This is a genomic window from Patescibacteria group bacterium (assembly GCA_035288465.1).
Taxonomy (GTDB): Bacteria; Patescibacteriota; UBA1384; order DATEAH01; family DATEAH01; genus DATEAH01.
Genome location: DATEAH010000005.1, coordinates 173,397 through 195,686, shown reverse-complemented (window position 1 = coordinate 195,686; position 22,290 = coordinate 173,397). Strand labels below are relative to the sequence as shown.

The window sequence follows — 22,290 nt, the reverse complement described above, 5'->3', positions numbered from 1 at the left end:
TCTCGCCGAAGGCTCGCCAAGGCGGATGAGACAAATGAGACACCATAAAAAGGGATTGATGAGTGTCTCATTTAAATTTCAAAAAAACGAAAACCAAAACATCAAAAGAGACAAAAGATATCAAAAATTCAAAGATCAAGTCTCAATTTCAGAAACTACCGAGGGGCAAACCCCCAAATCGCCATCAGAATCCCCAGTTCGAACCGCATGAACAACGAAACCCCTCGCATCAAAGTGGCCAAGAGGAGCAAAGAAGCCGGAAACCGCCCCTTGAGTAAGTTGGGTTTTAGACCAATCATATCTTGTAGGGAGTTGTTTTTGACCTTTGGATAAATAGGCTAATGCTAGATCATAGGCGATGTCTACGGCTTCTCTTCTTTGGATAGTATGATCTGATTCTAAGTGAGGAGATTGTTGTTGAGTATATTGGTTCAAGAGGGTTTCTTGATCTTGATGAGTTTTAGAGGTTGAATCAGGCAGGATTTCTTTTTTAGTTAAAGCCCATTGGACTTTAGGGATTTGGGTGGTGTAGAAAGGATCAGAGTTTTCTGGTTTTTCATACCAATCTTGTTGATAGAAGATTCTGACAGCTTGATCTTTGGGGTCTAGTTCATAGAGAGATTTAAGCTGTTGAATAGTTAAAGGCTTACCATCTTTATCATGATCAATTCTAAGGGAGAGAAAATATCCTTCTTGTTGAAAGTGTTTGAGTTCTTCTCTTGAGAAGGGCTGAGCCGGGATTTCATTTGGATCTAGTTCTACTTGAAAGGCTTTCCCTATTTCTTCTGGACCAAAAAAGTCATCTTTCATAATCTCAGAAGCTTCAATAATATCTGGTCTTTCAACTGCTTCTTCTGGAGTTGGTTCTGGGGTTTGGGATTCTAAAGACTCAGCTTCTTTGGCTAAAGCTTGTTTTCTAACTCCATAGGGATCAAAGCGGGCGACTTCTTTTGGAGTAAGATATGGCTGTTCTTCTTCTGGGTTGGGCATGATTATTTGCGTCCTTTCTATCGCTACGAGACAGCGAAGCGTGGCTGAGTCATTTTATGGCTGAGTCATTTTTCGTGGCTCCGGGGCAGGGATTCACCTCTTCGCTGGATCGCCGATGAGGCGATTCAAAGGGCTAAAGCCCGTCTCGATACAAAAATGTTTTAATTCTTTAAACTTTTTGCTAAAATGTCACTTTTTTATTTGACGATGTTTTACGCCATGGGTTCTCGCCCTTGCCAAAACAAATCAAAATTTCTCATAAAATTGAGATGTTTTGATTTGGCTCCGGTGGCTGGATTCGAACCAGCGACCTTCTCGTTACACTTTACCCTAAAGTTACCTTTAGGAGTGGACTATCTCATTTCCGTCCGTCAAATTGACGGGTGCGGAATCGGGCGTATAGTCTCTGAACCTTCCACGCCTCTTCGGCGGGCTTGGCTGCGGATTACCTCACTTAAGCGGGGCTTCCCGACAATTAACCCGATTTTCACCTCAAAGTTACCTTTGGGGGCTGCAACGATATACAGCGAGCTGCTCTACCACTGAGCTACACCGGATCAAATTTTATATCATTATTTTACTATATAATCTTGATTTTTTCAAATTTATTTGAGATAATAAATTAACTGATTCATTATCAGACCCCCCGGGAGGAATCAGCCGATGACTGATCAGGCAACTGCCATAGACAATCGCTTGAGTTTGTATGAGATTATTCAATCAGTGATGGCGTTTTCTATAATTCCACCTGACGGACGCTTTTGGGTGGTTCCGACACAAGCGATGATGAACGCACTTTTCCAAACCAAAGAAGATTGTTACCGGTTTCTTGACAGTAAATGTTTGCATTTTAACCCAACTCCTCGGGGTCCGCATTGTTATTATATCCATGAAGCATTCGGTAATCTTCAGGCAAGTGGAAATGCTGTTGTCGTCCATGGTGAGTTCTTTGGTTATAACGATCAGGAAGCAGTAATGCTTCAGGAATCAGTCCGTCGTGGCAGATATTTGAGTCAGACATCTAAATATTCTCCTGACACTCAGACAACTTTAATGAAGATCGCAAGAATATTCGATCAAGAAACCAAGAAACTCCGTATCAAAACATTAGAACACCAACAACCTTAATCCAACCAGCCGCAATTAGGCACACCAACTTTTGCCCAATTCGCGGCTTTTTTTATTTTTAGTAGCTAATTTTATTATTAAAAAAGAGCAAATAAACCAAATAGTAAATCACGCCAGCCGCTATCAAATAAATTAAAATCCATTGCCAGACTGGCCTTTTATGGTAGTATGAGCCTTTTTTATCTGAGCCCATTCCGATTTCATTTTCCGCCATTTTACCTCCAAATATTATTATTAACTCCATTTTAACCCAAAAATTATTTGATTGATATGTTAAAAATCACAAATTTATCTCAACTTGACAGGTGATTTGAATAACATACAATTAAATTAAGATATATATTGAAATCTGGTTCTATTTAATTACCGAATCAATGAAATCCAAGGATAATAAGACAAATCGTTTCTCAAAATTAACCATCATTTTTTTGCTTTTAGTGGTCGTTTTTGCGATTGAATATTTATATTTGGATAAATGTTTAAAATTTGTCCTGCCTCGGATTGTCCAAAAATTAGAAGCTGGCACTTTGGCATCTGCTCTTTCTGGAGCAGCTCCAGTCTGGTCAAACTCGGCAAATACCTCCCAAGATTTCTGGTTTGTGGGTGATTTTTCCGGAGACGGCAAAGATGATTTGGCTTTTGTTAAAAATGTTTCCATTTCTACCCAACGTTGGTATGTTAAATTATCAACTGGGACAAGTTTTGGCGCGGCCGCAATTTGGGAAGCGGATTTTGGCAACTTAGGTGATTCCTGGTTTGTGGGAGATTTTACCGGGGACGGCAAGGATGATTTAGCTTTAGTGCGAAATGTTTCCTCAGCCGCACAACGCTGGTATGTTTTACCCTCAACCGGTACTGAATTTGGCGCGGCCGCAATTTGGGAAGCGGATTTTGGCAATTTAGGTGACAAATGGTTTGTCGGCGATTTCAACGCTGATAGCCGCTCAGATTTAGCTTTGGTAAAAAATATCAGCGCCGGCACCCAAAAATGGTATACAATTTTATCATCAGGTTCAGATTTTGGCACCGCCGCTATTTGGGCTCCCGACTTTGGCAATTTAGGCGATAAATGGTTTGCGGGAGATTTCAACGCTGACAGCCGCTCAGATTTAGCCCTGGTGCGAAATGTCAGTGCTGGAGTTCAAAGATGGTATATTTCGCTATCGTCTGGAACCAGTTTTTTAGCTCCCACTATCTGGGCACCGGATTTTGGCAATTTAGGTGACTCATGGTTTGTGGGAGATTTCAATAAAGACAATCGTTCAGATTTGGTCATGGTTCGAAACGTGAGCAGTATTGTTAAAAGATGGTATATTTTTTATTCAAACGGTGTTGTTTTCGAAAACTTAAAAATTTGGGCTGCGGATTTTGGTAATTCGAGAGATGTTTGGTATCTCGGCGATTTTAAAGGTGATAATCATGACGAAATTTCATTAGTTAGAGTAATAAGCACTACTTCTCAAAGATGGTATGTTTTAAATACCATTATTGATGCTGACAGTGATAATTATGGCTCAGCTGGTGAAGGGGGCAATGACTGCAATGACAATAACGCTTCGATACATCCTGGAGTCACTGAGACTTGTTCAAATGGTATTGACGATAATTGTTCGGGTTTAGTTGATGAAGGGTGTTCAGGACAAAACAAAAAAGTTCTATCTGGTATGACTGATTATCCTTGGTATCATGGTTGCACCCCAACTTCTGGTGGAAATATGATTGCATATTGGGACCAATTTTCGCAATATCAAAATCTATTTATTGGCGATGCCAATGTTTGGAATGCAAGGACTCAAGCGATGGTGGCGAGTCAGGCTTTTGTCGATGCTGGAAATACTTATGTGGGTCATAATCCGCAATCATTAGCAGATTTTATGCAGACAGTTGGTTATTTGACATACACCTCAATGGCCGCGCCAGGTTTGCATGATTATGCCGCTTGGGATGATCCAGCCTTGCCAAGCCCATTAAAAGAAGCTTATCAGAACACTGCCACACTTAAGGATATTTTTTACGATAATTATACTTATGATAATTTTAAAAGCGAAATTGATGCTGACAGACCGGTAATGTTCAGTGTCTTTGCAGATTCACCTGATGGCGTGGTTGGTCATTCGGTGGTTGCCTTTGGCTATTATGTGGACCAAAGTAATAATCAATTTTATGCCGTCAGAGATACTTGGCATAATGGTTTGTCTTGGGCACCGCCCGGCGCTTTTATTGATGTAGATGGAATCGAATGGTGGATTTGGCGAGAAGATGGCCAAGGATATCGTCAAGACTGGGATTGGTCAATTGATTCTGCAAATACCTTTCAATTAACTCAATAACCAAAATTTGGGAGAGATGATGGCACAATCTAAAAAAAATCGTCGCTTTAAGTTTTTCTTGATTATTGTTATTATTTTTTCTGTTTTAGCGATATTAACAACTTTGGGATTTTATTGTTGGCAAAAAGTTTGCTTCAGTCGCATTTCAACTTCCCAAGAATCTGAAAATAATCCTTTAAAACCAACCCTAACCCCCGCACAAACCGTCGAAACATTCTTGAAATTAACTTTAGCCAGTCTGCCAAATTCTAATGTTGATTATGTTAAGGCCAAGGGCTATGTTGTCCCTGAAAAAGTAAATTTAATTGTTAATCCCACCTTCCAAAATCCAACCTTGCCGAAAAGCTATCAAGTTGCCAATGGGCCAAAAAGTTACTCAATTATTTCCGAAGTGGCTATTGAAAACGAAGCCCTTGTTAAGGTTAAGGGCGAGTTTTATACTGCTCCCAAAGAAGTAATTTGGAAGTTTAGATTAAGCCTTGCAAGCAACCGTTGGAAAATTAGTGAAATTGAAAAAATTTCTGAAAAATAATTTAATTGAAATTAAGGACATTGGAGTGATTTGATATGATTAAATCCCTTTAATGCCCTTTTTTGTGTTAAAATAAGATATAAGAGGTTGGTAAAAAGGGGTCGAAAATGATTTTATTAGTCATCGTAATTATAATTTTAAGCATCTTGCTAGGCGGCTTGTTCGCAATTCGTTTTCGAGACAAGCTTCATCTAATTTTAGGTTTTTCCGCTGGCGCAGTGATTGGCGTGGCTTTTTTCGATTTATTACCCGAGTCGATCGAATTGGCTACCAAAGATTATAGCTTTAATTTTGTGGCACTTTTTATGGCGATAGGCTTTTCATTATATATGATTTTAGACCGTGCCTTTTCTTTGCATGTGCACCAAAAAGATGATTGCGAAAAACCAAGTCATCGCGGCAAGCTTGGGGCGGCGACTTTATCGTTTCATAGCTTTTTAGATGGTTTTGGTATTGGCATGGCCTTTAAAGTCTCACCGGCCGTAGGTTGGGTTGTCGCAGCCGCAGTTTTATCTCATTCCTTTTCTGATGGAATTAATTCAGTAAGTATGATTCTGAAAAATAAAGGCCATCGGAAAGAAGCAATCTCTTGGTTGGTTTTAAATGCTTTAGCACCAGCTGTGGGCATATTTATGACTTTATTTATAACTATTTCCGAATCAATTTTAGGTTTAATTTTGGCTATTTTCACGGGATTGTTCTTTTATGTTGGTGCTTCTGATCTAATTCCAGAAAGCCACCATCGTCATCCCACAATTTGGACAACCTTTATGACAATTTTAGGAATGGCAGTTTTGTATTTAGTAATCCATTTTGCTCTTTAAATTTATTGGTTTTTATCCAAAAATTCGTTTATAATAATGTGTAGAATGACTAGATTTTCAGGTTTGACTCAAAACCAAGTTTTGGAATTGAGAAAAAAACACGGACTCAACATTTTAGCCCAAAAGGAGGGGCCTGGGGCCGTTTTGTTATTTCTTGCCCAGTTTGAAAGCCCTTTAATTTATGTTTTACTTTTTGCCGCCGTGATTTCTCTAATTTTTCGAGAATACACTGATTTAAGCCTGATTTTAATTGTCATCACTTTTAATGCCTTGATGGGTTTTTATCAAGAATACAAAGCGCAAAAAACCATGGCCGCTTTAAAAAATATTTTAAAACCTAAAGCTTTCGTGATTCGCGAGGCAAAACGTCAGGAAATTGAGATTATAAATTTAGTGCCAGGTGATTTAGTGGTCTTAACTGCCGGCGATATGATTCCTGCCGATGGCAAATTAGTGGAGGCTAATAATTTATTGGTTTCAGAAGCAATCTTGACCGGAGAAGAAGAAGCGGTTGAAAAGGATATGGGCCGGAAAAACCAAGTTTTCATGGGTACCACGGTGGTGGCAGGTCAAGCAATTCTTAAAGTCACCGAAATCGGCGCGAATACAGAAATGGGCAAGATTAGTAAAAGCCTCTCCGAAATAAAAACTGAAAAAACTCCTTTGCAAATAAAATTGGAAAAATTCTCGCAAAAATTAGCCTATATTGTTGCCTTCATCTGCATTACTATTTTTATTTTTGGCCTGTTTCAAAATGATAATATTTGGCACATCTTGCGAGTTGCCACGGTTTTGGCAGTCGCAGCTATTCCTGAGGGCTTACCGGTGGCGGTAACGGTAATTTTGTCCTTGGGCATGAAAAGAATTCTCAAAAGAAAAGGTTTAGTTAGAAAATTACTTTCTGTTGAAACCTTAGGCTCAACTTCAGTCATCTGCACCGATAAAACCGGCACCTTAACTCAAGGCAAAATGCAAGTTACTGAAGTTTTTACCCAAAAACCAAAGCAGTTTTTACTTTCCTTAATTTTATCCAACCAACAAAAAGACAGCTTAGAATTAAGTCTTTGGGATTGGGCTAAAACGCAAGATTCATTTGATCCGCAAAAAATTTTAGACTCAAGCTATAAAATTTATGAAGAACCCTTTGATAGCGACAAAAAACATTCTTTGGTGATTAGAAAGATTAATCGTGATACGGCCGCCTATATTTTAGGAGCACCAGAAATTGTCTTGAATTTTTGCAAACACAATCACGAAGAGAAAGAAATCATTATAGCCAAGGTTGAACAATGGGCCAAACTTGGCTTAAAAGTCTTAGGTTCGGCTTATAAGTCTCGGGGTGATTTAAAATTAAAAGAAAATTTTACTTGGTTGGGCTTGGTCGGAATTGCCGATCCCCTCAGACCCGAGGTAAAACATGCCATTGATGAATGTCGGCAGGCTGGCATAAAAATTAAAATTGTGACCGGTGATTACCGCGTCACCGCCGAAAAAGTGGCCCAGAATTTAGGTTTTAAAATTGGACCGGAAAATATCATGGAAGCTGAGGAATTAGAAAAAATCACCACCCATGAGTTAAGGGAAAGGGTAGATAAAATTATTATCTTTTCTCGAATTACCCCGCACCAAAAATTAAAAATTATTGAAGCCTTGCAAGAAAATGGCGAAGTGGTGGCAATGACTGGAGATGGGGTTAACGACGCTTTAGCTTTAAAAAAAGCTGATATTGCCGTGGTTGTAGAAAATGCCTCGGATGTGGCCAAAGAAGTTTCGGATCTAATTTTGCTTGATAGCAATTTTAAAACCATTGTCGCTGCCTGCGAAGAAGGTCGTTTAATTCTTTCCAATATCAGAAAAGTCATTAGTTATGTTTTGTCTAATTCTTTCGCCGAAATCTTACTAATTTTTGGCGCTATGTTATTGAATTTTCCCGCGCCTCTTACTATTGTTTTAATTTTGTGGTCCAATTTGATTTGTGACGGTCCGCCTGGTATTGTTTTAGGTTTTGAAGCCAGAGAAGATGGTTTAATGGCGCAAACCCCGCTTCAAACTCAAAAAACAGAGATTTTTGACCGTTCCACGATCTTTTTGATTTTGACAGTTAGTTTTACAGTCGGCTTATCAGGGCTTTTTATCTTTTGGTACCTTTTACATATTAACGCCAGCTTAGAATTGGCCAGAACCGTGGTTTTCGCCGCAGTTGCGTCTTCAAGTTTAATCTATATCTTTGCTTTTAAAAATCTAAAGCAAACCATCTTGAAAACTGCTCATTTTTTTGAAAATTACATTTTAATAATTACCATTGCCTTGGGTTTTGTGTTGGTTTTTATGGCAGTTTATGCCCCATATATTAATAAAGTTTTGGGAACAACGCCATTGCCGGCCGCTTATTGGTTGCTCGTAATTGGAGTTTGTTTCTTAGCAATCTTTTGGGTTGAAATAATTAAAATTATCAAAGCTAAAAAGCCCAGGCAATTGAGGTTAGGGTAAATCCCAAGAATATAAATTACTGAATTTTAAGCGTTTTCTCAGCAAAGGTTGCGAAAATAATATTATAGTCAATTTATTTTTTTAGAACCAACAACCGGCTTGACAATAAAAAACAATAGAGTATAATAAGATTAGAAATGCAGACTCGATCTCATTCCTCATTTATGAGGAAGAGCCAAGTCCGCCTCTAGGAGGCAAATATTGCCCGAGGCGGATTTTTTTATGGCCTTTTTGGTTATTTGACAATTTTATAAATTATTGCATTATTAAATTAGATAATATTATTTTGTTATTTTCCCTAATATGTGGGAAAAAGGAGGGAAATGGAGTTTGTAAACGACCCCGTCAAGTCCAAGCGAATTTTTATTTTAATGTTAGTGCTGACAATTGTCTTTTTCTTAGGAGCGGGTGCTTTAGGTTATTTGTATTATCACCAACGTCAATTGTATAAAACCTTAGCCCAAGAAAAAGAAAATTTAGAAAATCAACTTTCTTCAGCGACCTCATCTTCAACAGATCTTACTAATCAGCTTAAAGATCAACTAAAAACCTGCCAAACTGCCAAAACTAAACTTGATGCAGAGAAAAAGACTTTAGCAGATGCTAACAAAACCTACGTATCACAAAACACCACCGCCACCGCTTATGCAAATTTTCTAAAATATCTGGGCGAAATTATTGATTTGCATGATGGTTTGCAAAATATTTCTCAAGCCGAATATGACCGTGGGTATGCCTTGGCGCAAGCCACCGGCAATTCTCAGTTTACCTCGACAGTAAATTGGGCTTGGAACCAAACCGATATTTCTCAGGCAAAAAGATTAGCTAGAGTCATCGTGGAAGCGGCCAACGGCGTTATAAATAACAGTAAATAATTTATAATATTTCAAATCTTCAAAAAATTGGAGAAAAATTGAGAGTCGCGGCAATCATCGTGATTACAATTTTTGGTTTGCTTTTAATTTCCGCGTTAGCCTTCTTTTTTTATGAAAATCAAAATCCTATTACCAATAATTCTTATCCTTTTTACGCGATTCCCGCTGGCCCGGAGGCGAATTTGCCAGAAGTGAGCACAAATGGTGTTTGGAGTTTATCGCCAATTTTGATGTATCACCATATTCGAATCAACCCAAGTCCCGATAGCCAACTCGAACAAAGCTTGAGTTTGTCACCGGTCAAATTTGAAGAACAAATCGGCTATTTGAAAAGCTTAGGTTTTAGCACCATTAATTTAGATGAATTATTTACTAAAAGAGAGGCTCGAAAATTTATCATCACTTTTGATGATGGCTATAAAGATATCATTGAAAATGCTTTGCCAATTCTGCAAAAATTCCAATATTCAGCCACGGTTTTTGTCATTGTCAATGATGTTGGCAAAACTAGATATTTGACTTGGGACGATTTGGTGGCATTAAAAAATGCCGGTTGGTCTATCGGTTCTCATACTTTGTCTCATCCAAACTTAACCAATGCCAGCCTCGATAAAGCCTCCAAAGAAATTTTCCAAAGCAAATCCCAACTCGAATCTCGTTTGGGCATAACTGCCAGCTTCTTCTGCTACCCATCTGGCCAATATAACGATGAAATTATTAAATTAGTCGAAGATGCCGGCTATTTAGGTGCGGTCACGACCAAGGTCGGCCGATATAATTACCAGTCAAAAAATTATGAATTAACTCGAGTTCGAGTTCGAGGTACTGATACCCTAGACAAATTCAAAGAAAACTTAGGCTTTTAATTTATTTCCAAATATAGTATACTAAATCTTAAGCTATGAAAAAATCATTTAAATTAATTAAATTTTTCTCATATATTTTAGCGCCCCTAGTGGGAATTTTTTTGCCAATTGCCAAGGTTGGGGCGGTTTGTCCGGTTTGCACAATCGCGGTTGGCGCCAGCTTAGGACTTTCGCGTTGGTTGGGCGTTGATGATACTATTTCCGGTCTTTGGATTGGCGGTTTAATTGTTTCCACGACCCTGTGGACATATTCTTGGATGAAAAAAAGGCATTACACTTTCCCCGGCGATTTATTGGTGGTCGCTTTGGTTTATTATACCTCGATTTTAATTCCGTTATATTATACCGAAATCTTGGGACATCCCTTAAACAAAATTTGGGGAATTGATAAGCTTATTTTCGGACTTGCCGTCGGCAGCATTTTCTTTTTGGCTGGTGATTTAACTTATGCGTTTTTGAAAAAACGTCATGGCGGCAGGGCTTATTTTGCCTTCCAAAAAATTGTGATGCCAATTTTGCCCTTAGCTCTATTAACCGTAGTTTTTTATTTTGTCACTAGAAAATAAAATAGGGAAAATGTCGAATTAACCCAATTAGTCTAATTATTCTAATCAAATCCCAATAATAAAATAAAAAAATGACCAAAATTTAGACATTGGACATTTAATAATTGGGGATTGGTTAGGTTAATTAGGTCAATTAGAATAATTAGAAATTTAGTAAAGTGAGGTCTTATGCCGAAAAAAAATTCTTCTCAAAAAGATAAACTTGATCAATTATTAGCTAAAGTAAGCAAGATGAAAAAGGAGCAGAAATTAGATCTGTCATCCGACCAAGATTTATCAATTGCCGTCATGAATTTAGTCTCAATTGAAGAACATTTTTTCTTTACCGCGGAAAAAACCGGCAAAGCCAAGTATTTAAAAATGTTAAATTTAGTCCGCGAAATGCGCAAAGAATTGCTTAAAAAATTAGTCAAAAATCCGGAAGGCGAAATTTGGTGTCTGTCAAAGCATTTGTTAGCCGCCGCCATGCGTTTGATGGAAGTTGGCACCAAAGCGCAAACCATGGGTAAAGACAAAGAAGCTGAAGATTATTTTTCAAAATCATATCAACTTTATTCTTTATTTTGGGGCCTTAATATGGGTGCCATTGACGTGGCCGGAATTAGCAAAATTGGCGGTCAAGCTTTAAATGTTCACGACAAAAGCAAAAAAGGCGTTCTCGGCAAAATGGGAGATTTGGTTAAAAAAGTGATCGACTGCTGCATAGAATAGATTAACAGTAAGCAATTAACAGTGGATAATCAACAATAGATTACAAACAACAAATCTAAAATTGAAAATTTGGGGAACTTTGACAGTTCCTATTTTTATTTTTCCCAAATTATGCTATAATTTACCTAATTACGAAGAGCCAGTACTTTAACAATTTGGAATCCCAAACTCCCCAGGAGGCGATCGAGATGAGTGTCAAAGAAGCGATGGTGTGTCTTTCTGTTATCCTTTTTGATACTACTTTTGTAGGATGGCTGCTTGTTGAATTTTTACGTTTTGCGCAAACATAGTAATCCGACACCACAAGGAGGCGATCGAGATGGCAGAGGCAGAATCTCGTCAAGAGCAGGAGGTTCTTGATGCTGGTTCGCTTACCGTTGATGATTTGCATTCTTTTATATTAAAGAATAACGGTAAGGTTAAAATTAAAGGAACATACAAACAAATTAACGTGTTGACAGTGTCTCTACTCTTTGATTATAGTATGACATTTCATGTGACGCCTGTTGGTGATAATGTATTTGAAATAAGTGCTTGATTCTGATTCAAAACTCACCACGGAGGCAATCGAGATGGCAGACCCTATGCCCTATCTGCATCGTTTTAACTTCCCCATGGCAATGACTCCTTTTCGTCATCAATGCCGATGCCATTATGGAAGGGCAAAACCGCCTTGCGAGGAAAAGGTTGGCTATCAAATTGAAATTGCGCCGATCCTGATTTGGCCACCGATTATCGAAGCGATTTCTTCCGGAAAAATATCTCATGAGCAGAATTGCCAAATCGAAAGAAATGCTTTTGGAGAATGTCTTGATGGGTTTATTGAAGACATAGGCAGATGGATAAATTCTCCCACTGAACCGACAAAACTCAGAGAAAGAGTCGGCGAGGAAATTTATTCGCCAATTTCCCGAATATTAAAATATATTCCCATTAAAGAAAGAATGAAATGGCTTGGTGAATTTTTGGACGCTGATAATGGTCATGATCGAAAATGTAATTGGGTTGATTCTGATTATATCAGTCTTGGTCCAGGTTCAGGCGCCCTGCTCTTAATTAAATTCCCGCCCTACACTGATACCTCTAATTTTGTTCTCGAAAGAGATGTAGAATTGGAACGCAGTGAGATCAATTGTAAACGCCAAACAGTTGAGCCTTTCGCCAAGGGCGATTTTTCCGGATCAGATGATTCTTGGCATGGTATTTTTGATGTTTTGCGGGCAGAGATTCATGGCGGGTATCGCGTTCCTCAAGCATTTTTAATGAGAACTTATGCTTGCACTTACTTAAACATGCTCGCACGTGAGATTATGAATCTTCAAAATCAACAGTAATATTCGCCCGTCCAGGTTTTTACAACCCCTACCCAGGAGGCGATGAGAGATGAGCGAAAACAATCAAGCCAGAAAAACTTTGGGTGATCTAGTTGACGATTTACACAAAATAGAGGCAAGCGGGTGTTGTTATATTGATATGTGGACCCGTCGTATGCCTGAAGAAGATTACCAAAGAGCACGTTTGCAAATTCTCTGCCCAGAAACCATTACAGGGTTTATGAAAGGTATTGAAAATGTAATCTCGTATCATCTAGGTGTTTCTAATGAAGTTATGAGTTGTCTTATTCGTGAGAAACATTTGGAATTACTTCAAGCAGTCATCGTAAAATCAGCAGATTATGGAATTGCGATTTTACTTGATGCCAATCATCCTCTCACGATTCTTGACGAAGCTGTAGTTGCTGGAATTGTTGAAATAAATGATCAAGATTTGGTGGTTTTAACCGATAAAGGTAAGGCTTTGGCTCAAGAAGTTCAAGATCAAATCGAAGACTTATGGAGACGATGAGAGATGGAACAGATGCCAGCGGTCGTCACTCGGATTATGCTTGCTGCTTATCTCGTGAGAGCCAATGAAGTTATGGAAATTCTTGAATGCGTCTGGAAGATGCATATGCATGGGCCCGAAGAGCTTAAATACTTTCTTGAGCAACTCAACGAAGATGATCGCCGTCCTTTAACCACATTTCCAGCAAAATTTGAGGAGCTTTCGGCAGAAGTCAGAGATATTTGTTCCAAACAAGCTGCCAATCTCTCAATTCCTTTGGAAGGCAATTATGACCTCGAGGCAATTGATAAATTGCAAGAAGTGGTTGTGCCTACTTGCCAAGAGATTATCCAAGCCATCGATAATAATGGGAAAATTTCTCTTTCAAGTTTAAGGTTATCGCATGATGCAATCAAACGGTTTGAAGTTCTTTGCAATCAAGTCGTAACACGGTTGCAAGATTAGAATCAAGCCGAACCACAAACTCCAGGAGGCGATGAGAGATGGCAACGGCAGAAAAAATATCTCTTCTCACGGTGTATGCTGGGGATTATGTGGACGTTTATATAGATGATGCTAAGAAATGTCGTATTGAAAAAGTACAAGGACTAAATTTACAAATGATTCTCGCTACAGCATTTGCAACCAATCAATTCACGGGTCAGAAAGTAACTGTGTTTGAAGTAGATGCACAGACATTTGAAATTTTAGAATTTGACACAGAAAATAAAATCCTAAAAGCCAAAACAGTTAAAAAAGTATCAATCTGGAGGGATAAGAGATGAAGATAACCTGGTTTGGCTTAGGCATTTTTATGTTTGTTTGTGGATGTTTCTCAATGATTGGAGCCGCTATTTCTCTGGGGCAAAATCTACACATTTGGATTTGTTTAGGGTTGTATCTTCTGGCAATTGCCATTATTATTTCGGGACTTGCCTTAGCAATTAAAAAATTACAATTTTAAAAAAATTAACAGCCGTTGTTCGACAACAACACCAGTTTTCGAGCCTCGGCTCTTTTTTTCCGCCAATTTAAGATTCTTCCCGCTTTTAGATTTTATAAAAATTGATATAATATTAATGAGGGAAATATGAAAATATTAAAAATCGTTGGTTCGATCCTTTTAGTATTATTGTTGGTTGCCACAAGCTATGGGGTTTATTATTATCGCGCTCAAAGCAAAAAAGCCAGCACGGAAATTGAAAATTTGCGCCGAGAAATTGATACCTTGAAAAAAAATGCTGAAGAATCAACCTCAAGCACTTCTGACACAAGCACATCAACTAACTCTTCAGCAACTTCACAAGGCACTAGTCAGACCGTAAAAAGTGTTCATTGTCTTCAAAATCCGACCAAGGGTACAACCATTAAAGTTACATCCCCTGCGGATTATTCAATTAATTCTGGGTTAAGTTTGACTTTTTCTGGTACGGCGACGGTTTTTGAAGGCGAATTTAATTACCGACTCAGAGATTGCCGCGGCCCAATTTTGAAGCAAGGTGCTGTTTCTGTCACCGGCGATAGTTTTGAAAACGCCCCTTACCGCAAAACGATCACTTTAACTTTAAGTCGTTCACCAATGGATGCAATTCTGGAGTTGTTTGATGTTTCTGAAGCTGACAGCAGTGAAATCGGTTTAATTCAAATTCCAGTTAGGCTAACTAGATAATATTGTAAAATAATGAAAGCGATTGAAGTTTCAAATCTCAAAAAACATTTTGGCAAAACTAAAGCCGTTGATGGCATTTCTTTTGAAGTCGAAAAAGGCGAAATTTTTGGCTTTTTAGGACCCAATGGTGCTGGTAAAACCACCACTATCCGTTGCCTAATGAATTTTATCAAACCCACCTCAGGCGAAATTAAAATTTTAAGCCAAGACGCTCAAAAACAAAGCGTGAAAATAATGGACAAAGTCGGTTATTTACCCGGCAACGTTCAACTTTATGATGGCTGGACTGGTCAGGAGCATATTGATTTTGTGGAATCGATCCGTGGTAAGTCTCAAAATGTCCGCGAGTTGTGTAAAAAATTAGACTTTAACCCCAAATTAAAATTTAAGCATTTATCAACCGGCAATAAACAAAAATTAGGTTTAATTTTAGCTTTAATGTCTAATCCGCAAATTCTCATTATGGATGAACCCACAGTCGGGCTTGATCCGTTATTACAAAATACCATTTATGAAATTTTAGAAGATTTAGAGAAATCAGGCACCACTATTTTTATGTCATCTCATAATTTAGCTGAGGTCGAAAGGCTTTGCCGTCGAGTTGGCATTATTAAAGCTGGCAAATTAATCGCGCTTGAAGATATTGAAAAACTTCATGCCAAAAAAACGCACATTATTACGGTTATTTTTGAAAATACATTCAATAAAAATGATTTTATTTCCAAAGAGGTTGCTATTGAGCGAGTTTTGCCAGATGGCTTAGTTTTAAATTCTAAAGGCGATATTAATATAGTGTTGCAGAAATTAGCTAAAAACCAAATTAAAGATTTAGAAATCACCCATGCGACTTTAGAAGAAGTCTTTTTAGAATTTTATCGTGGCGGAGAAAAATAATGAAAGCAGTGTTTTGGCGGATTTTAAAAGATCGACAATCAGTCTTTTTAGTGTATATTTTAGTCAATATTGGCTTGTTATTAATGTATATTTCTTTGTTCCCATCATTTAAAGACCAATCAGCGGCCATGGAGCAATTGTTTAAAAGTTATCCCGAGTCTTTTTTAAAGGCTTTTAATTTCGATATTGCCAACTTCACTACTATTGAAGGTTTTTTATCGACCGAACAATTTTCGTTTATGTGGCCATTATTAGTAGTTTTGATGTCAGTTGGTTTTGCCGGCACGGCTTTTGCTGGCGAAATTGAAAAAGGCACGATTGAAATTTTGTTAGCTCAGCCAATTTCAAGGTTAAAATTATTTATTAGCCGATATTTGGCCGGTCTAGCCAGCTTAGTGGTTTTTGTCATTTTCTCGGTCTTTATCGCCATTCCCATTATTGAGATTTTTAAAATTTCTTATACTTTTGAAAATTTTGCCACCATGGCGCTTTTGGCATTTTTATTTGGTTTGGTCATTTATAGCATTGGGATGTTCTTGTCGGCAATTTTTTCTGATAAAGGCAAAGTCTATTTTATTTCCGGGGCCTTGTTGGTGGTCATGTACGTTTTAAATATTGTTTCTTCAATTAAAGAGCAACTTGCTGATCTAAAATATGTCTCATTCTTTTATTATTTTAATCCTTCCAAAGCTCTAATCCATAATCAAATTGATCACTGGGGGTATTTAGTTTTTATCGGCATTTCCGCGGTTGTAATTGTTATTGGTGCTGCTTGGTTTTCTAAAAGGGATATTATGGTCTCATAATTTATTTTTTTGTTCTAAATAAAAAAGAAACCCCGGGGGCATGAAAGCGCGCTAAGCTCTCGTACTCTCGGGGGTGCTCCAGCTAAGGATGCTCTTTGTAGTACTCCAATAGCCGGGGCGAGGGGTGAGGACGAACCTCTCCGACCTCTGGTCGTGCTCTTGGCTGGCGCCAAGACGTGTAGGCGATGAGGGCCTAAGGGAAGGTGCGACGATTCCAGTTAGACTGGTGATCCTTCCCTTAGTAGGGTCGGCGTCCCGCAACGATGCGGGGGTGAGAAGGTTTGGGGTTGACCACGGTGTAGATCGTCAGCAGAGGGCGAGCTTCTTCATGGTGTTTTTCTCCACAACTGGAGAAGGATGGCCGGGGCATAAACCCGCACGAATTTACGGGTTTAGCCGGCAGGAACGACGTTTGGTCGTCGGGTGTATCAGGGTGAAGCTGGAAGAGCGACTGGGGGAGGATGCGAGACTACTTGGACCACAAGCCCGCATGGGCATTTCCACTTGGACTACGACATCCTCATTGACCGCGTTGTCGACCTTAGAGCATCCTCCCCCGGGTACAACACGACCACGATCTGTGACCGATCCACCTGTCCACGTGATCCGAAGCACTTTCTGACCCAGTAGATCCCGTCATCCGATTCTTGATCCGAGTTCCCTGAGATCCCTGACCGAGTCCTGTCTAACGGCATCCTCTTGGTGTGGTCTATCTATCACCTCCTTCTGTGACAGGATCAAACAGAACTGCCAAGCCCTCTCACTTCTTGACAACAAGGCTTGACCATCTGTTTGTGCGTATATCAACCAGCACTGTGTTGCTGGTAATTTTCTCCTTAAATATAATTTTATAATGATATTTCCAAAAGTCAAATTTTTTCTAATTTTTATTTGCATTTTGAAAATTTTAAATTATAATGTTATTAATGCCTACGGAGGTGAGAGGTTTGCGAAAACGACGGCCAAACCGGGTTTGGACGCCGATTCATGCAAAATTTGAACGAATTCGAGCGCAGATAAAACATCCCAATAATTCTGGTGGAACATATTGCGTTAACGAGGCAGAACAACGAGAAGCAGAACGAGCCGTGCATCTTCTTTCGGGTTTTGATACAGATCGACTGAAAACCCAACCACCGGAGGTGTCGCAAATGGCCGTCAAGCAGCTCACCACTGACCGAGTCATTGCGGATCAGGCGAGAAGCCTTTTGCAGGAAATCGTAGATTTAGTGCTAGCCTCACCTGATGTCCCGGAAGATGAATTGCTGACCAAGCATCGAGAATTATCAGAGATTATGCCCCAAAAAGGTCAGGTTTTCGGTTATTTTGAAGATTCGGATTTGAGAAAACATCTTCACCAATCATCTCCAAATCATCGGGAAATGGTTTATTACTATCGAACTGCTGGTACAATTTTACTGAAATGGATTATCAGAAGGCAAGAACTTCTTGATGCTGGCGTCACAAGTTACACAATCGGCACATTTAAAGCTAGTGAGATAGAGAAAGAATATGAAGTCAAAAGATTTTCCGAATTGCAAGAGTTGATTGCGAATCCAGAACAAGCCTTCCAAGAGATACAAGCTGATTGGACAGACCGGTCACGATATGATTTGGCTGGAGTCTTGCGGCTCGAGAATGGTTTGGAAATTGAAAATTGCGAACAAATTAAAAATTGCGCCCAGGAACTGTTAAATTATGAATATGCTGAAATACAATATCAACGAGAATTGCGAGAATGGCTGATCCATAATAGAAAGCGTACTCCATATGATGATCCAACTACATATCAGCCGAAACCCAAAAAACCGAAATGTCCCTCACGCACTTTAGCTAAATAATTAAACCAATTTGTCACCCGTTAGGGTTTTTACTTTTTACCTTGACGGGATTTTTTTATTGCATCGCTTGCCAGGCGAAGCCGCCGCCCCGAAGGGGTAGCGCAAGCACGCAACAAGGTTCTCGAGCGAAGCGAGAGGTTCTTATGGGTTTGATACTCACAATCCCGCTTTCCCTGCGTCAGAATAGAAAACTTTGCGGGATTATATCCCTTAATGACGACATCGAATAATTTGAATCAGATTTAAAATTCCAATATAATATCCAAGGAGGCGAAAATGCAATCTCAAGAAAATAACAATCTCATTATTACCAGATTATTTCCAGACAAAGACTTGTTCAAAAGTTTAGAGCAAATTTGCCAAAATCACCATATCCAAACCGCCATTATTATTTCCGCTTTAGGACAATTAAAAAATTTTGAGCTCGGTTTTTTTAAAACCAAAGCTGAATATTTACCCCAAAATTTTAAAAAAGCCCATGAGCTTTTACAACTATCTGGTATGATTTCAGAACAAAAATCAGATTATAAATTCCATTTACACGCAGTTTTGGGCGATGAAAATAAAAAAACCCTTGGTGGACATTTAATTTCCGGCACCATTGAAACTACCGGAGAAATTGTACTATTAAAATCAAACCTTAAAATGATTCGCAAATTAGAACCTAAAACCGGTTTAGAGGGGCTATTTTTAGAAAATGACTAAAATTATTAAAGTGAAAGTTATTCCCAAAGCCAAACTAAATACCGTCAAAGAAACCGAAGACGGCTTAAAAGTTTATTTAACCAAACCTGCCCAAAAAAATAAAGCCAACAAGGCTCTCGTTGAAATTTTAGCTGATTATTTTAAAATTAAAAAAAGCCAAATCACTATTCAAAAAGGCGAAAAATCGCGCCACAAAATTATTGAGATTGATTAATTTCAACCATGTCGCCAATTTTTAGCCCTAATTTTTTCGCTTCACCAGCAGGTATTTCTAAAACAAAATTTGCCGGTTTCAGATTGGTATATTTTGGAATTTTGTTTGAACTTTCCGGTTTTTTCAGGGTAACAAAATCTACCACGCGACTATCGTCAATAAAAATTATATCCAAATCAAAATTCATCTTATTCATCCAAAAATCACGCTTTTGTTTGTCGTCATAAACAAAAAGCATCCCTGAATTTGTCGCTAATTCATTTCTGCCCGATAATCCCTCAGCCATTTTTATGGGAGTTTTGACCATTTCAACTTGATATTGTTGATTTTTTATCATCACCTCAGCCTTTAAATTTTGTTGGCGCAAGGCTTGAATAAAATAATAGCCAAAAATGATGACCGCCACAGCCATTGCCAATGCTAAAAACAAACCGATGATTTTTGCTAATTTTTTCAAATAATTCATATTAATACTATACCAGGATTTTGGCGAAATAAATATGTTATAATGGAAATAGAAAATAATCGAAATAGTTCTTAAAGGAGAGGCACATGTCTGATGGTTTGATCGGCGATTCAAAAGGTGAAATAATTTTTGGCAATGAAGCGGTGGTGCGAGGCGCTTTAGAGGCTGGCGTGGGTTTTATTTCCGGCTATCCTGGAACACCAGCTTCAGAAATTTCCGATACCGCCGGCCAAATTGCTAAAAAAGTCGGCATTTATTTTGAATATAGCACCAATGAAAAAATCGCCTTAGAAGCGGCCGCCGGTGCGGCATTTGCTGGCGTCAAATCAATGGTGGTAATGAAACATTATGGCTTAAATGTTGCCTTGGATTCATTATTGCCTTTGGGATATTTAGGATGCCCATTGGTGGTGGTGGTGGCAGATGATCCGGGATCTTATAGTTCGGTGCAAACCGAACAAGACTCCAGATTGTTAGCTAAAATTGGACATTTGCCAGTTTTAGAGCCTTCAAACCCCGAAGAAGCGCGAATCATGACTAAAAAAGCTTTTGAAGTTTCGGCAAAATATAAAATCCCGGTGATTTTAAGAATGACCACCCGAGTTTCCTATGTGCGCGGCTTGGTTAATTTTGACCAACTTCCAGATTCATATCAGACTCAAGGCAAGTTTGAAAAAAATCCCGAAGGCTTTAAAATGGGTGCTAGCCAAACCGTGGCTTTGCATGCGAAAATCTTAGATAAAATGATCAAAATCAAAAATGAGGTTTCAGAAACTGATCCTTTGAATTTTGTGAATAATCAAAAAGGCAAAATTGGAGTGGCAGTTTCAGGGGTGAGCTGGCAATATTTACAAGAAGTGATGTTAGAATCAGCCAGGAATCTACCGGTTTTTAAAATTGGTCTATCCGCACCATTTCCCGACCAAAAAGCCGCCGCGTTTATGTCAAAATTAACCAAAGTGATCGTTATTGAGGAATTAGAGCCGGTTTTAGAAAATGAATTAAAAAGAATTGCTCAAGATCAAAACATAAAACTCCAAATTGTCGGTGAAAAATATTTTCCCAAAATCGGCGAGCTAAATGCCAAAATCATTGCCGATAATTTGCCCAAAGCCATTGCTTCTCAGGCGATTAGCCCGGCCGAAAACCCGGCAAAAAATGAAGTGGCGACCCGTTTGCCATTTTTATGCCATGGTTGTCCGCACCGTGCTACCTTTAACGCGGTCAAAAAAGCCTTAGGCGAAGATAAAATATATGGCGGGGATATTGGTTGTTATATGATCGGCGCTTACAAACCAATTCAAATGTTGGATTGGGTTGTGGCGATGGGTGCTGGCGTGGGGATCGCTCATGGCATCTCCAAAACAACTAGTCAAAAACCAGTCGCCTTTATTGGTGATTCAACCTTTTTCCACGCCGGTTTGCCAGCCTTAGTTAATTTAGTCTACAACCAAAGCGATATTTTATTAATCATTATGGATAATAACTACACCGCTATGACTGGCCATCAGCCCAATCCTAGCACTGGCCTCACCGGCGAAGGCGATGTAGTGAAAAAAATTGATATTGAACCGATTGTCAAAGCTTGCGGCGTTGATGCAGTTCAGACAATTTCCATTTATGATTTTAATAACGCGGTTGAGGCCATTAAATCAGCTTATGCCCAAAAAGGCGTGAGCGTCTTTGTCGCCAAAGGCGAGTGCCGGCTTATGACCGTCAAAAAAGCCAAAGATTCAGGTCAAAAATTGCCAATATTCCAAATTGTAAAACAAAACGAGACAGATAATAAAATTTTACGCGCTTATCATTGCCCAGCCTTTATTGAAACAGACAACGGCCTTGCCATTGATCCGGCCACTTGTACTGGCTGTTCAGTTTGCAAGCAGCTCGCCCCAAATTCAGTCGAAATCATGAAAGAAGGTGAAAATGCTAAATAAAATAAAATCAATTTTTGGGACAAAACAAGCCTCGGATAATAAAACTTTTAATTTAATTTTAACCGGTTATGGCGGTCAAGGTGTAATCACTTTGGCAAAATTAGTCACGGCAGCGGCGCAAAAACAAAGTTTTCAGGTTTTAGAAAGTGAATTACATGGTTTAGCTCAGCGCGGTGGTAGCTTGCAATGTCAAATTAGATTTGGTGAAGTAGTTTTTTCCCCACAAGTTGCCGATAACGATGCAGATTTAATTATTGGTATGGATTTCATTGAAGCTGTCCGTGCCAAGAATTGGGCAAAACCGCAAAAAACTACTATCCTGGCTGAATCCGGAATATTCTGGCCATATGACGATCAGGTAAACTTAGAAGAACTTGAAACGCAAATAAATCAATCAGCCAAAAAAGTCATTAAAGTCGCCGTCGAAGACAAGGTTTTGGAAATAACTGGTGATAAAATGTCTACTAATATTTATTTTTTTGGAATGGCGGTTGGTTTGGGGATTTTACCGATTAAGCCAGAAATTGCCTGGCAGGCGGTAGCTGAGAGTTTGAATGAAAAATTTCATGAAATTAATAAAAAAGTTTTCGATGAAGCTTTAAAATATCAGCCAAATAATTGA

At 38.8% G+C, this 22,290-nt stretch carries 26 protein-coding genes; 23 read left to right on the top strand and 3 right to left on the bottom strand.

Features of this window, described 5'->3' with window-relative positions; all coding sequences use genetic code 11:
* Positions 1-135 precede the first annotated feature (135 nt).
* Positions 136-990 carry a hypothetical protein gene (locus tag VJJ80_01785; protein HLC38836.1) on the bottom strand — a complete coding sequence of 285 codons (855 nt, stop codon included), beginning with the start codon at positions 988-990 and terminating at the stop codon, positions 136-138.
* A gap of 726 nt (positions 991-1,716) precedes the next feature.
* On the opposite strand from VJJ80_01785, the gene VJJ80_01780 reads away from it, so the two are divergent.
* A complete protein-coding gene (locus VJJ80_01780; protein ID HLC38835.1) occupies positions 1,717-2,118 on the top strand; it encodes a hypothetical protein in 402 nt (133 codons plus the stop codon).
* 58 nt (positions 2,119-2,176) lie between these two features.
* On the opposite strand, the gene VJJ80_01775 is transcribed toward VJJ80_01780, so the two are convergent.
* On the bottom strand, positions 2,177-2,332 hold the full coding sequence (locus VJJ80_01775; GenBank protein ID HLC38834.1) for a hypothetical protein: 156 nt from the start codon (positions 2,330-2,332) through the stop codon (positions 2,177-2,179).
* Positions 2,333-2,492: 160 nt separating this feature from the next.
* Here VJJ80_01775 and VJJ80_01770 point away from each other — a divergent pair, with 160 nt between their 5' ends.
* The 20 genes from VJJ80_01770 to VJJ80_01675 all read left to right on the top strand — a co-directional run bounded on the left by VJJ80_01770 (position 2,493) and on the right by VJJ80_01675 (position 19,265).
* Positions 2,493-4,448, top strand: a complete 1,956-nt coding sequence (locus VJJ80_01770; protein ID HLC38833.1) for a MopE-related protein — start codon at positions 2,493-2,495, stop codon at positions 4,446-4,448.
* Positions 4,449-4,467: 19 nt separating this feature from the next.
* Positions 4,468-4,980 carry a hypothetical protein gene (locus tag VJJ80_01765; protein HLC38832.1) on the top strand — a complete coding sequence of 171 codons (513 nt, stop codon included), beginning with the start codon at positions 4,468-4,470 and terminating at the stop codon, positions 4,978-4,980.
* A gap of 107 nt (positions 4,981-5,087) precedes the next feature.
* Positions 5,088-5,804 (top strand): ZIP family metal transporter, encoded by a 717-nt coding sequence (locus tag VJJ80_01760; GenBank protein HLC38831.1) that lies wholly within the window; start codon positions 5,088-5,090, stop codon positions 5,802-5,804.
* A gap of 45 nt (positions 5,805-5,849) precedes the next feature.
* The gene (locus tag VJJ80_01755; protein ID HLC38830.1) at positions 5,850-8,294 is read left to right on the top strand and encodes an HAD-IC family P-type ATPase; all 2,445 of its coding nucleotides are present in this window, start codon (positions 5,850-5,852) and stop codon (positions 8,292-8,294) included.
* Positions 8,295-8,617: 323 nt separating this feature from the next.
* Complete coding sequence (locus tag VJJ80_01750; GenBank protein ID HLC38829.1) at positions 8,618-9,169, top strand: hypothetical protein; 552 nt, start codon at positions 8,618-8,620, stop codon at positions 9,167-9,169.
* A 38-nt stretch (positions 9,170-9,207) separates the two neighbouring features.
* Positions 9,208-10,035, top strand: coding sequence for a polysaccharide deacetylase family protein (locus tag VJJ80_01745; protein HLC38828.1), 828 nt, complete (start codon positions 9,208-9,210; stop codon positions 10,033-10,035).
* A gap of 35 nt (positions 10,036-10,070) precedes the next feature.
* The gene (locus tag VJJ80_01740) at positions 10,071-10,601 is read left to right on the top strand and encodes a hypothetical protein (GenBank protein ID HLC38827.1); all 531 of its coding nucleotides are present in this window, start codon (positions 10,071-10,073) and stop codon (positions 10,599-10,601) included.
* Positions 10,602-10,769: 168 nt separating this feature from the next.
* A complete protein-coding gene (locus VJJ80_01735) occupies positions 10,770-11,312 on the top strand; it encodes a hypothetical protein (protein HLC38826.1) in 543 nt (180 codons plus the stop codon).
* Between the two features lie 319 nt (positions 11,313-11,631).
* On the top strand, positions 11,632-11,850 hold the full coding sequence (locus VJJ80_01730; GenBank protein ID HLC38825.1) for a hypothetical protein: 219 nt from the start codon (positions 11,632-11,634) through the stop codon (positions 11,848-11,850).
* 34 nt (positions 11,851-11,884) lie between these two features.
* Positions 11,885-12,646: a hypothetical protein gene (locus tag VJJ80_01725; protein HLC38824.1), complete on the top strand. Its 762-nt coding sequence runs from the start codon at positions 11,885-11,887 to the stop codon at positions 12,644-12,646.
* A gap of 49 nt (positions 12,647-12,695) precedes the next feature.
* Entirely contained in the window at positions 12,696-13,157 is a 462-nt protein-coding gene (locus tag VJJ80_01720; GenBank protein HLC38823.1) for a hypothetical protein, read from the top strand.
* Positions 13,158-13,160: 3 nt separating this feature from the next.
* Positions 13,161-13,601, top strand: coding sequence for a hypothetical protein (locus VJJ80_01715; GenBank protein HLC38822.1), 441 nt, complete (start codon positions 13,161-13,163; stop codon positions 13,599-13,601).
* A 38-nt stretch (positions 13,602-13,639) separates the two neighbouring features.
* Entirely contained in the window at positions 13,640-13,921 is a 282-nt protein-coding gene (locus VJJ80_01710) for a hypothetical protein (GenBank protein ID HLC38821.1), read from the top strand.
* Complete coding sequence (locus VJJ80_01705) at positions 13,918-14,100, top strand: hypothetical protein (GenBank protein ID HLC38820.1); 183 nt, start codon at positions 13,918-13,920, stop codon at positions 14,098-14,100. Before VJJ80_01710 ends, VJJ80_01705 begins: the two co-directional genes overlap by 4 nt.
* A 126-nt stretch (positions 14,101-14,226) precedes the next feature.
* Positions 14,227-14,805, top strand: a complete 579-nt coding sequence (locus VJJ80_01700; GenBank protein ID HLC38819.1) for a Gmad2 immunoglobulin-like domain-containing protein — start codon at positions 14,227-14,229, stop codon at positions 14,803-14,805.
* Between the two features lie 12 nt (positions 14,806-14,817).
* A complete protein-coding gene (locus VJJ80_01695) occupies positions 14,818-15,699 on the top strand; it encodes an ABC transporter ATP-binding protein (GenBank protein HLC38818.1) in 882 nt (293 codons plus the stop codon).
* Complete coding sequence (locus tag VJJ80_01690) at positions 15,699-16,505, top strand: ABC transporter permease subunit (protein ID HLC38817.1); 807 nt, start codon at positions 15,699-15,701, stop codon at positions 16,503-16,505. Before VJJ80_01695 ends, VJJ80_01690 begins: the two co-directional genes overlap by 1 nt.
* A gap of 947 nt (positions 16,506-17,452) precedes the next feature.
* Positions 17,453-18,346, top strand: a complete 894-nt coding sequence (locus tag VJJ80_01685; protein ID HLC38816.1) for a hypothetical protein — start codon at positions 17,453-17,455, stop codon at positions 18,344-18,346.
* Between the two features lie 276 nt (positions 18,347-18,622).
* On the top strand, positions 18,623-19,051 hold the full coding sequence (locus VJJ80_01680) for a DUF296 domain-containing protein (GenBank protein ID HLC38815.1): 429 nt from the start codon (positions 18,623-18,625) through the stop codon (positions 19,049-19,051).
* On the top strand, positions 19,044-19,265 hold the full coding sequence (locus VJJ80_01675) for a DUF167 domain-containing protein (protein ID HLC38814.1): 222 nt from the start codon (positions 19,044-19,046) through the stop codon (positions 19,263-19,265). Before VJJ80_01680 ends, VJJ80_01675 begins: the two co-directional genes overlap by 8 nt.
* Here the strand turns inward: VJJ80_01675 and VJJ80_01670 are convergent.
* A complete protein-coding gene (locus tag VJJ80_01670) occupies positions 19,249-19,731 on the bottom strand; it encodes a DUF192 domain-containing protein (GenBank protein HLC38813.1) in 483 nt (160 codons plus the stop codon). The two genes, VJJ80_01675 and VJJ80_01670, sit on opposite strands and share 17 nt — an antisense overlap.
* Positions 19,732-19,817: 86 nt before the next feature.
* On the opposite strand from VJJ80_01670, the gene VJJ80_01665 reads away from it, so the two are divergent.
* Positions 19,818-21,668, top strand: coding sequence for a thiamine pyrophosphate-dependent enzyme (locus VJJ80_01665; GenBank protein ID HLC38812.1), 1,851 nt, complete (start codon positions 19,818-19,820; stop codon positions 21,666-21,668).
* The gene (locus tag VJJ80_01660; GenBank protein HLC38811.1) at positions 21,658-22,290 is read left to right on the top strand and encodes a 2-oxoacid:acceptor oxidoreductase family protein; all 633 of its coding nucleotides are present in this window, start codon (positions 21,658-21,660) and stop codon (positions 22,288-22,290) included. The genes VJJ80_01665 and VJJ80_01660 overlap by 11 nt, the downstream gene beginning before the upstream one ends.

Bases quoted from the DNA above. Each gene is read 5' to 3' on its own strand.
- VJJ80_01785 (HLC38836.1), bottom strand. From the start codon at position 990: ATGCCCAACCCAGAAGAAGAACAGCCATATCTTACTCCAAAAGAAGTC.
- VJJ80_01780 (HLC38835.1), top strand. From the start codon at position 1,717: ATGGCGTTTTCTATAATTCCACCTGACGGACGCTTTTGGGTGGTTCCG.
- VJJ80_01775 (HLC38834.1), bottom strand. From the start codon at position 2,332: ATGGCGGAAAATGAAATCGGAATGGGCTCAGATAAAAAAGGCTCATAC.
- VJJ80_01770 (HLC38833.1), top strand. From the start codon at position 2,493: ATGAAATCCAAGGATAATAAGACAAATCGTTTCTCAAAATTAACCATC.
- VJJ80_01765 (HLC38832.1), top strand. From the start codon at position 4,468: ATGGCACAATCTAAAAAAAATCGTCGCTTTAAGTTTTTCTTGATTATT.
- VJJ80_01760 (HLC38831.1), top strand. From the start codon at position 5,088: ATGATTTTATTAGTCATCGTAATTATAATTTTAAGCATCTTGCTAGGC.
- VJJ80_01755 (HLC38830.1), top strand. From the start codon at position 5,850: ATGACTAGATTTTCAGGTTTGACTCAAAACCAAGTTTTGGAATTGAGA.
- VJJ80_01750 (HLC38829.1), top strand. From the start codon at position 8,618: ATGGAGTTTGTAAACGACCCCGTCAAGTCCAAGCGAATTTTTATTTTA.
- VJJ80_01740 (HLC38827.1), top strand. From the start codon at position 10,071: ATGAAAAAATCATTTAAATTAATTAAATTTTTCTCATATATTTTAGCG.
- VJJ80_01735 (HLC38826.1), top strand. From the start codon at position 10,770: ATGCCGAAAAAAAATTCTTCTCAAAAAGATAAACTTGATCAATTATTA.
- VJJ80_01730 (HLC38825.1), top strand. From the start codon at position 11,632: ATGGCAGAGGCAGAATCTCGTCAAGAGCAGGAGGTTCTTGATGCTGGT.
- VJJ80_01725 (HLC38824.1), top strand. From the start codon at position 11,885: ATGGCAGACCCTATGCCCTATCTGCATCGTTTTAACTTCCCCATGGCA.
- VJJ80_01720 (HLC38823.1), top strand. From the start codon at position 12,696: ATGAGCGAAAACAATCAAGCCAGAAAAACTTTGGGTGATCTAGTTGAC.
- VJJ80_01715 (HLC38822.1), top strand. From the start codon at position 13,161: ATGGAACAGATGCCAGCGGTCGTCACTCGGATTATGCTTGCTGCTTAT.
- VJJ80_01710 (HLC38821.1), top strand. From the start codon at position 13,640: ATGGCAACGGCAGAAAAAATATCTCTTCTCACGGTGTATGCTGGGGAT.
- VJJ80_01705 (HLC38820.1), top strand. From the start codon at position 13,918: ATGAAGATAACCTGGTTTGGCTTAGGCATTTTTATGTTTGTTTGTGGA.
- VJJ80_01700 (HLC38819.1), top strand. From the start codon at position 14,227: ATGAAAATATTAAAAATCGTTGGTTCGATCCTTTTAGTATTATTGTTG.
- VJJ80_01695 (HLC38818.1), top strand. From the start codon at position 14,818: ATGAAAGCGATTGAAGTTTCAAATCTCAAAAAACATTTTGGCAAAACT.
- VJJ80_01690 (HLC38817.1), top strand. From the start codon at position 15,699: ATGAAAGCAGTGTTTTGGCGGATTTTAAAAGATCGACAATCAGTCTTT.
- VJJ80_01680 (HLC38815.1), top strand. From the start codon at position 18,623: ATGCAATCTCAAGAAAATAACAATCTCATTATTACCAGATTATTTCCA.
- VJJ80_01675 (HLC38814.1), top strand. From the start codon at position 19,044: ATGACTAAAATTATTAAAGTGAAAGTTATTCCCAAAGCCAAACTAAAT.
- VJJ80_01670 (HLC38813.1), bottom strand. From the start codon at position 19,731: ATGAATTATTTGAAAAAATTAGCAAAAATCATCGGTTTGTTTTTAGCA.
- VJJ80_01665 (HLC38812.1), top strand. From the start codon at position 19,818: ATGTCTGATGGTTTGATCGGCGATTCAAAAGGTGAAATAATTTTTGGC.
- VJJ80_01660 (HLC38811.1), top strand. From the start codon at position 21,658: ATGCTAAATAAAATAAAATCAATTTTTGGGACAAAACAAGCCTCGGAT.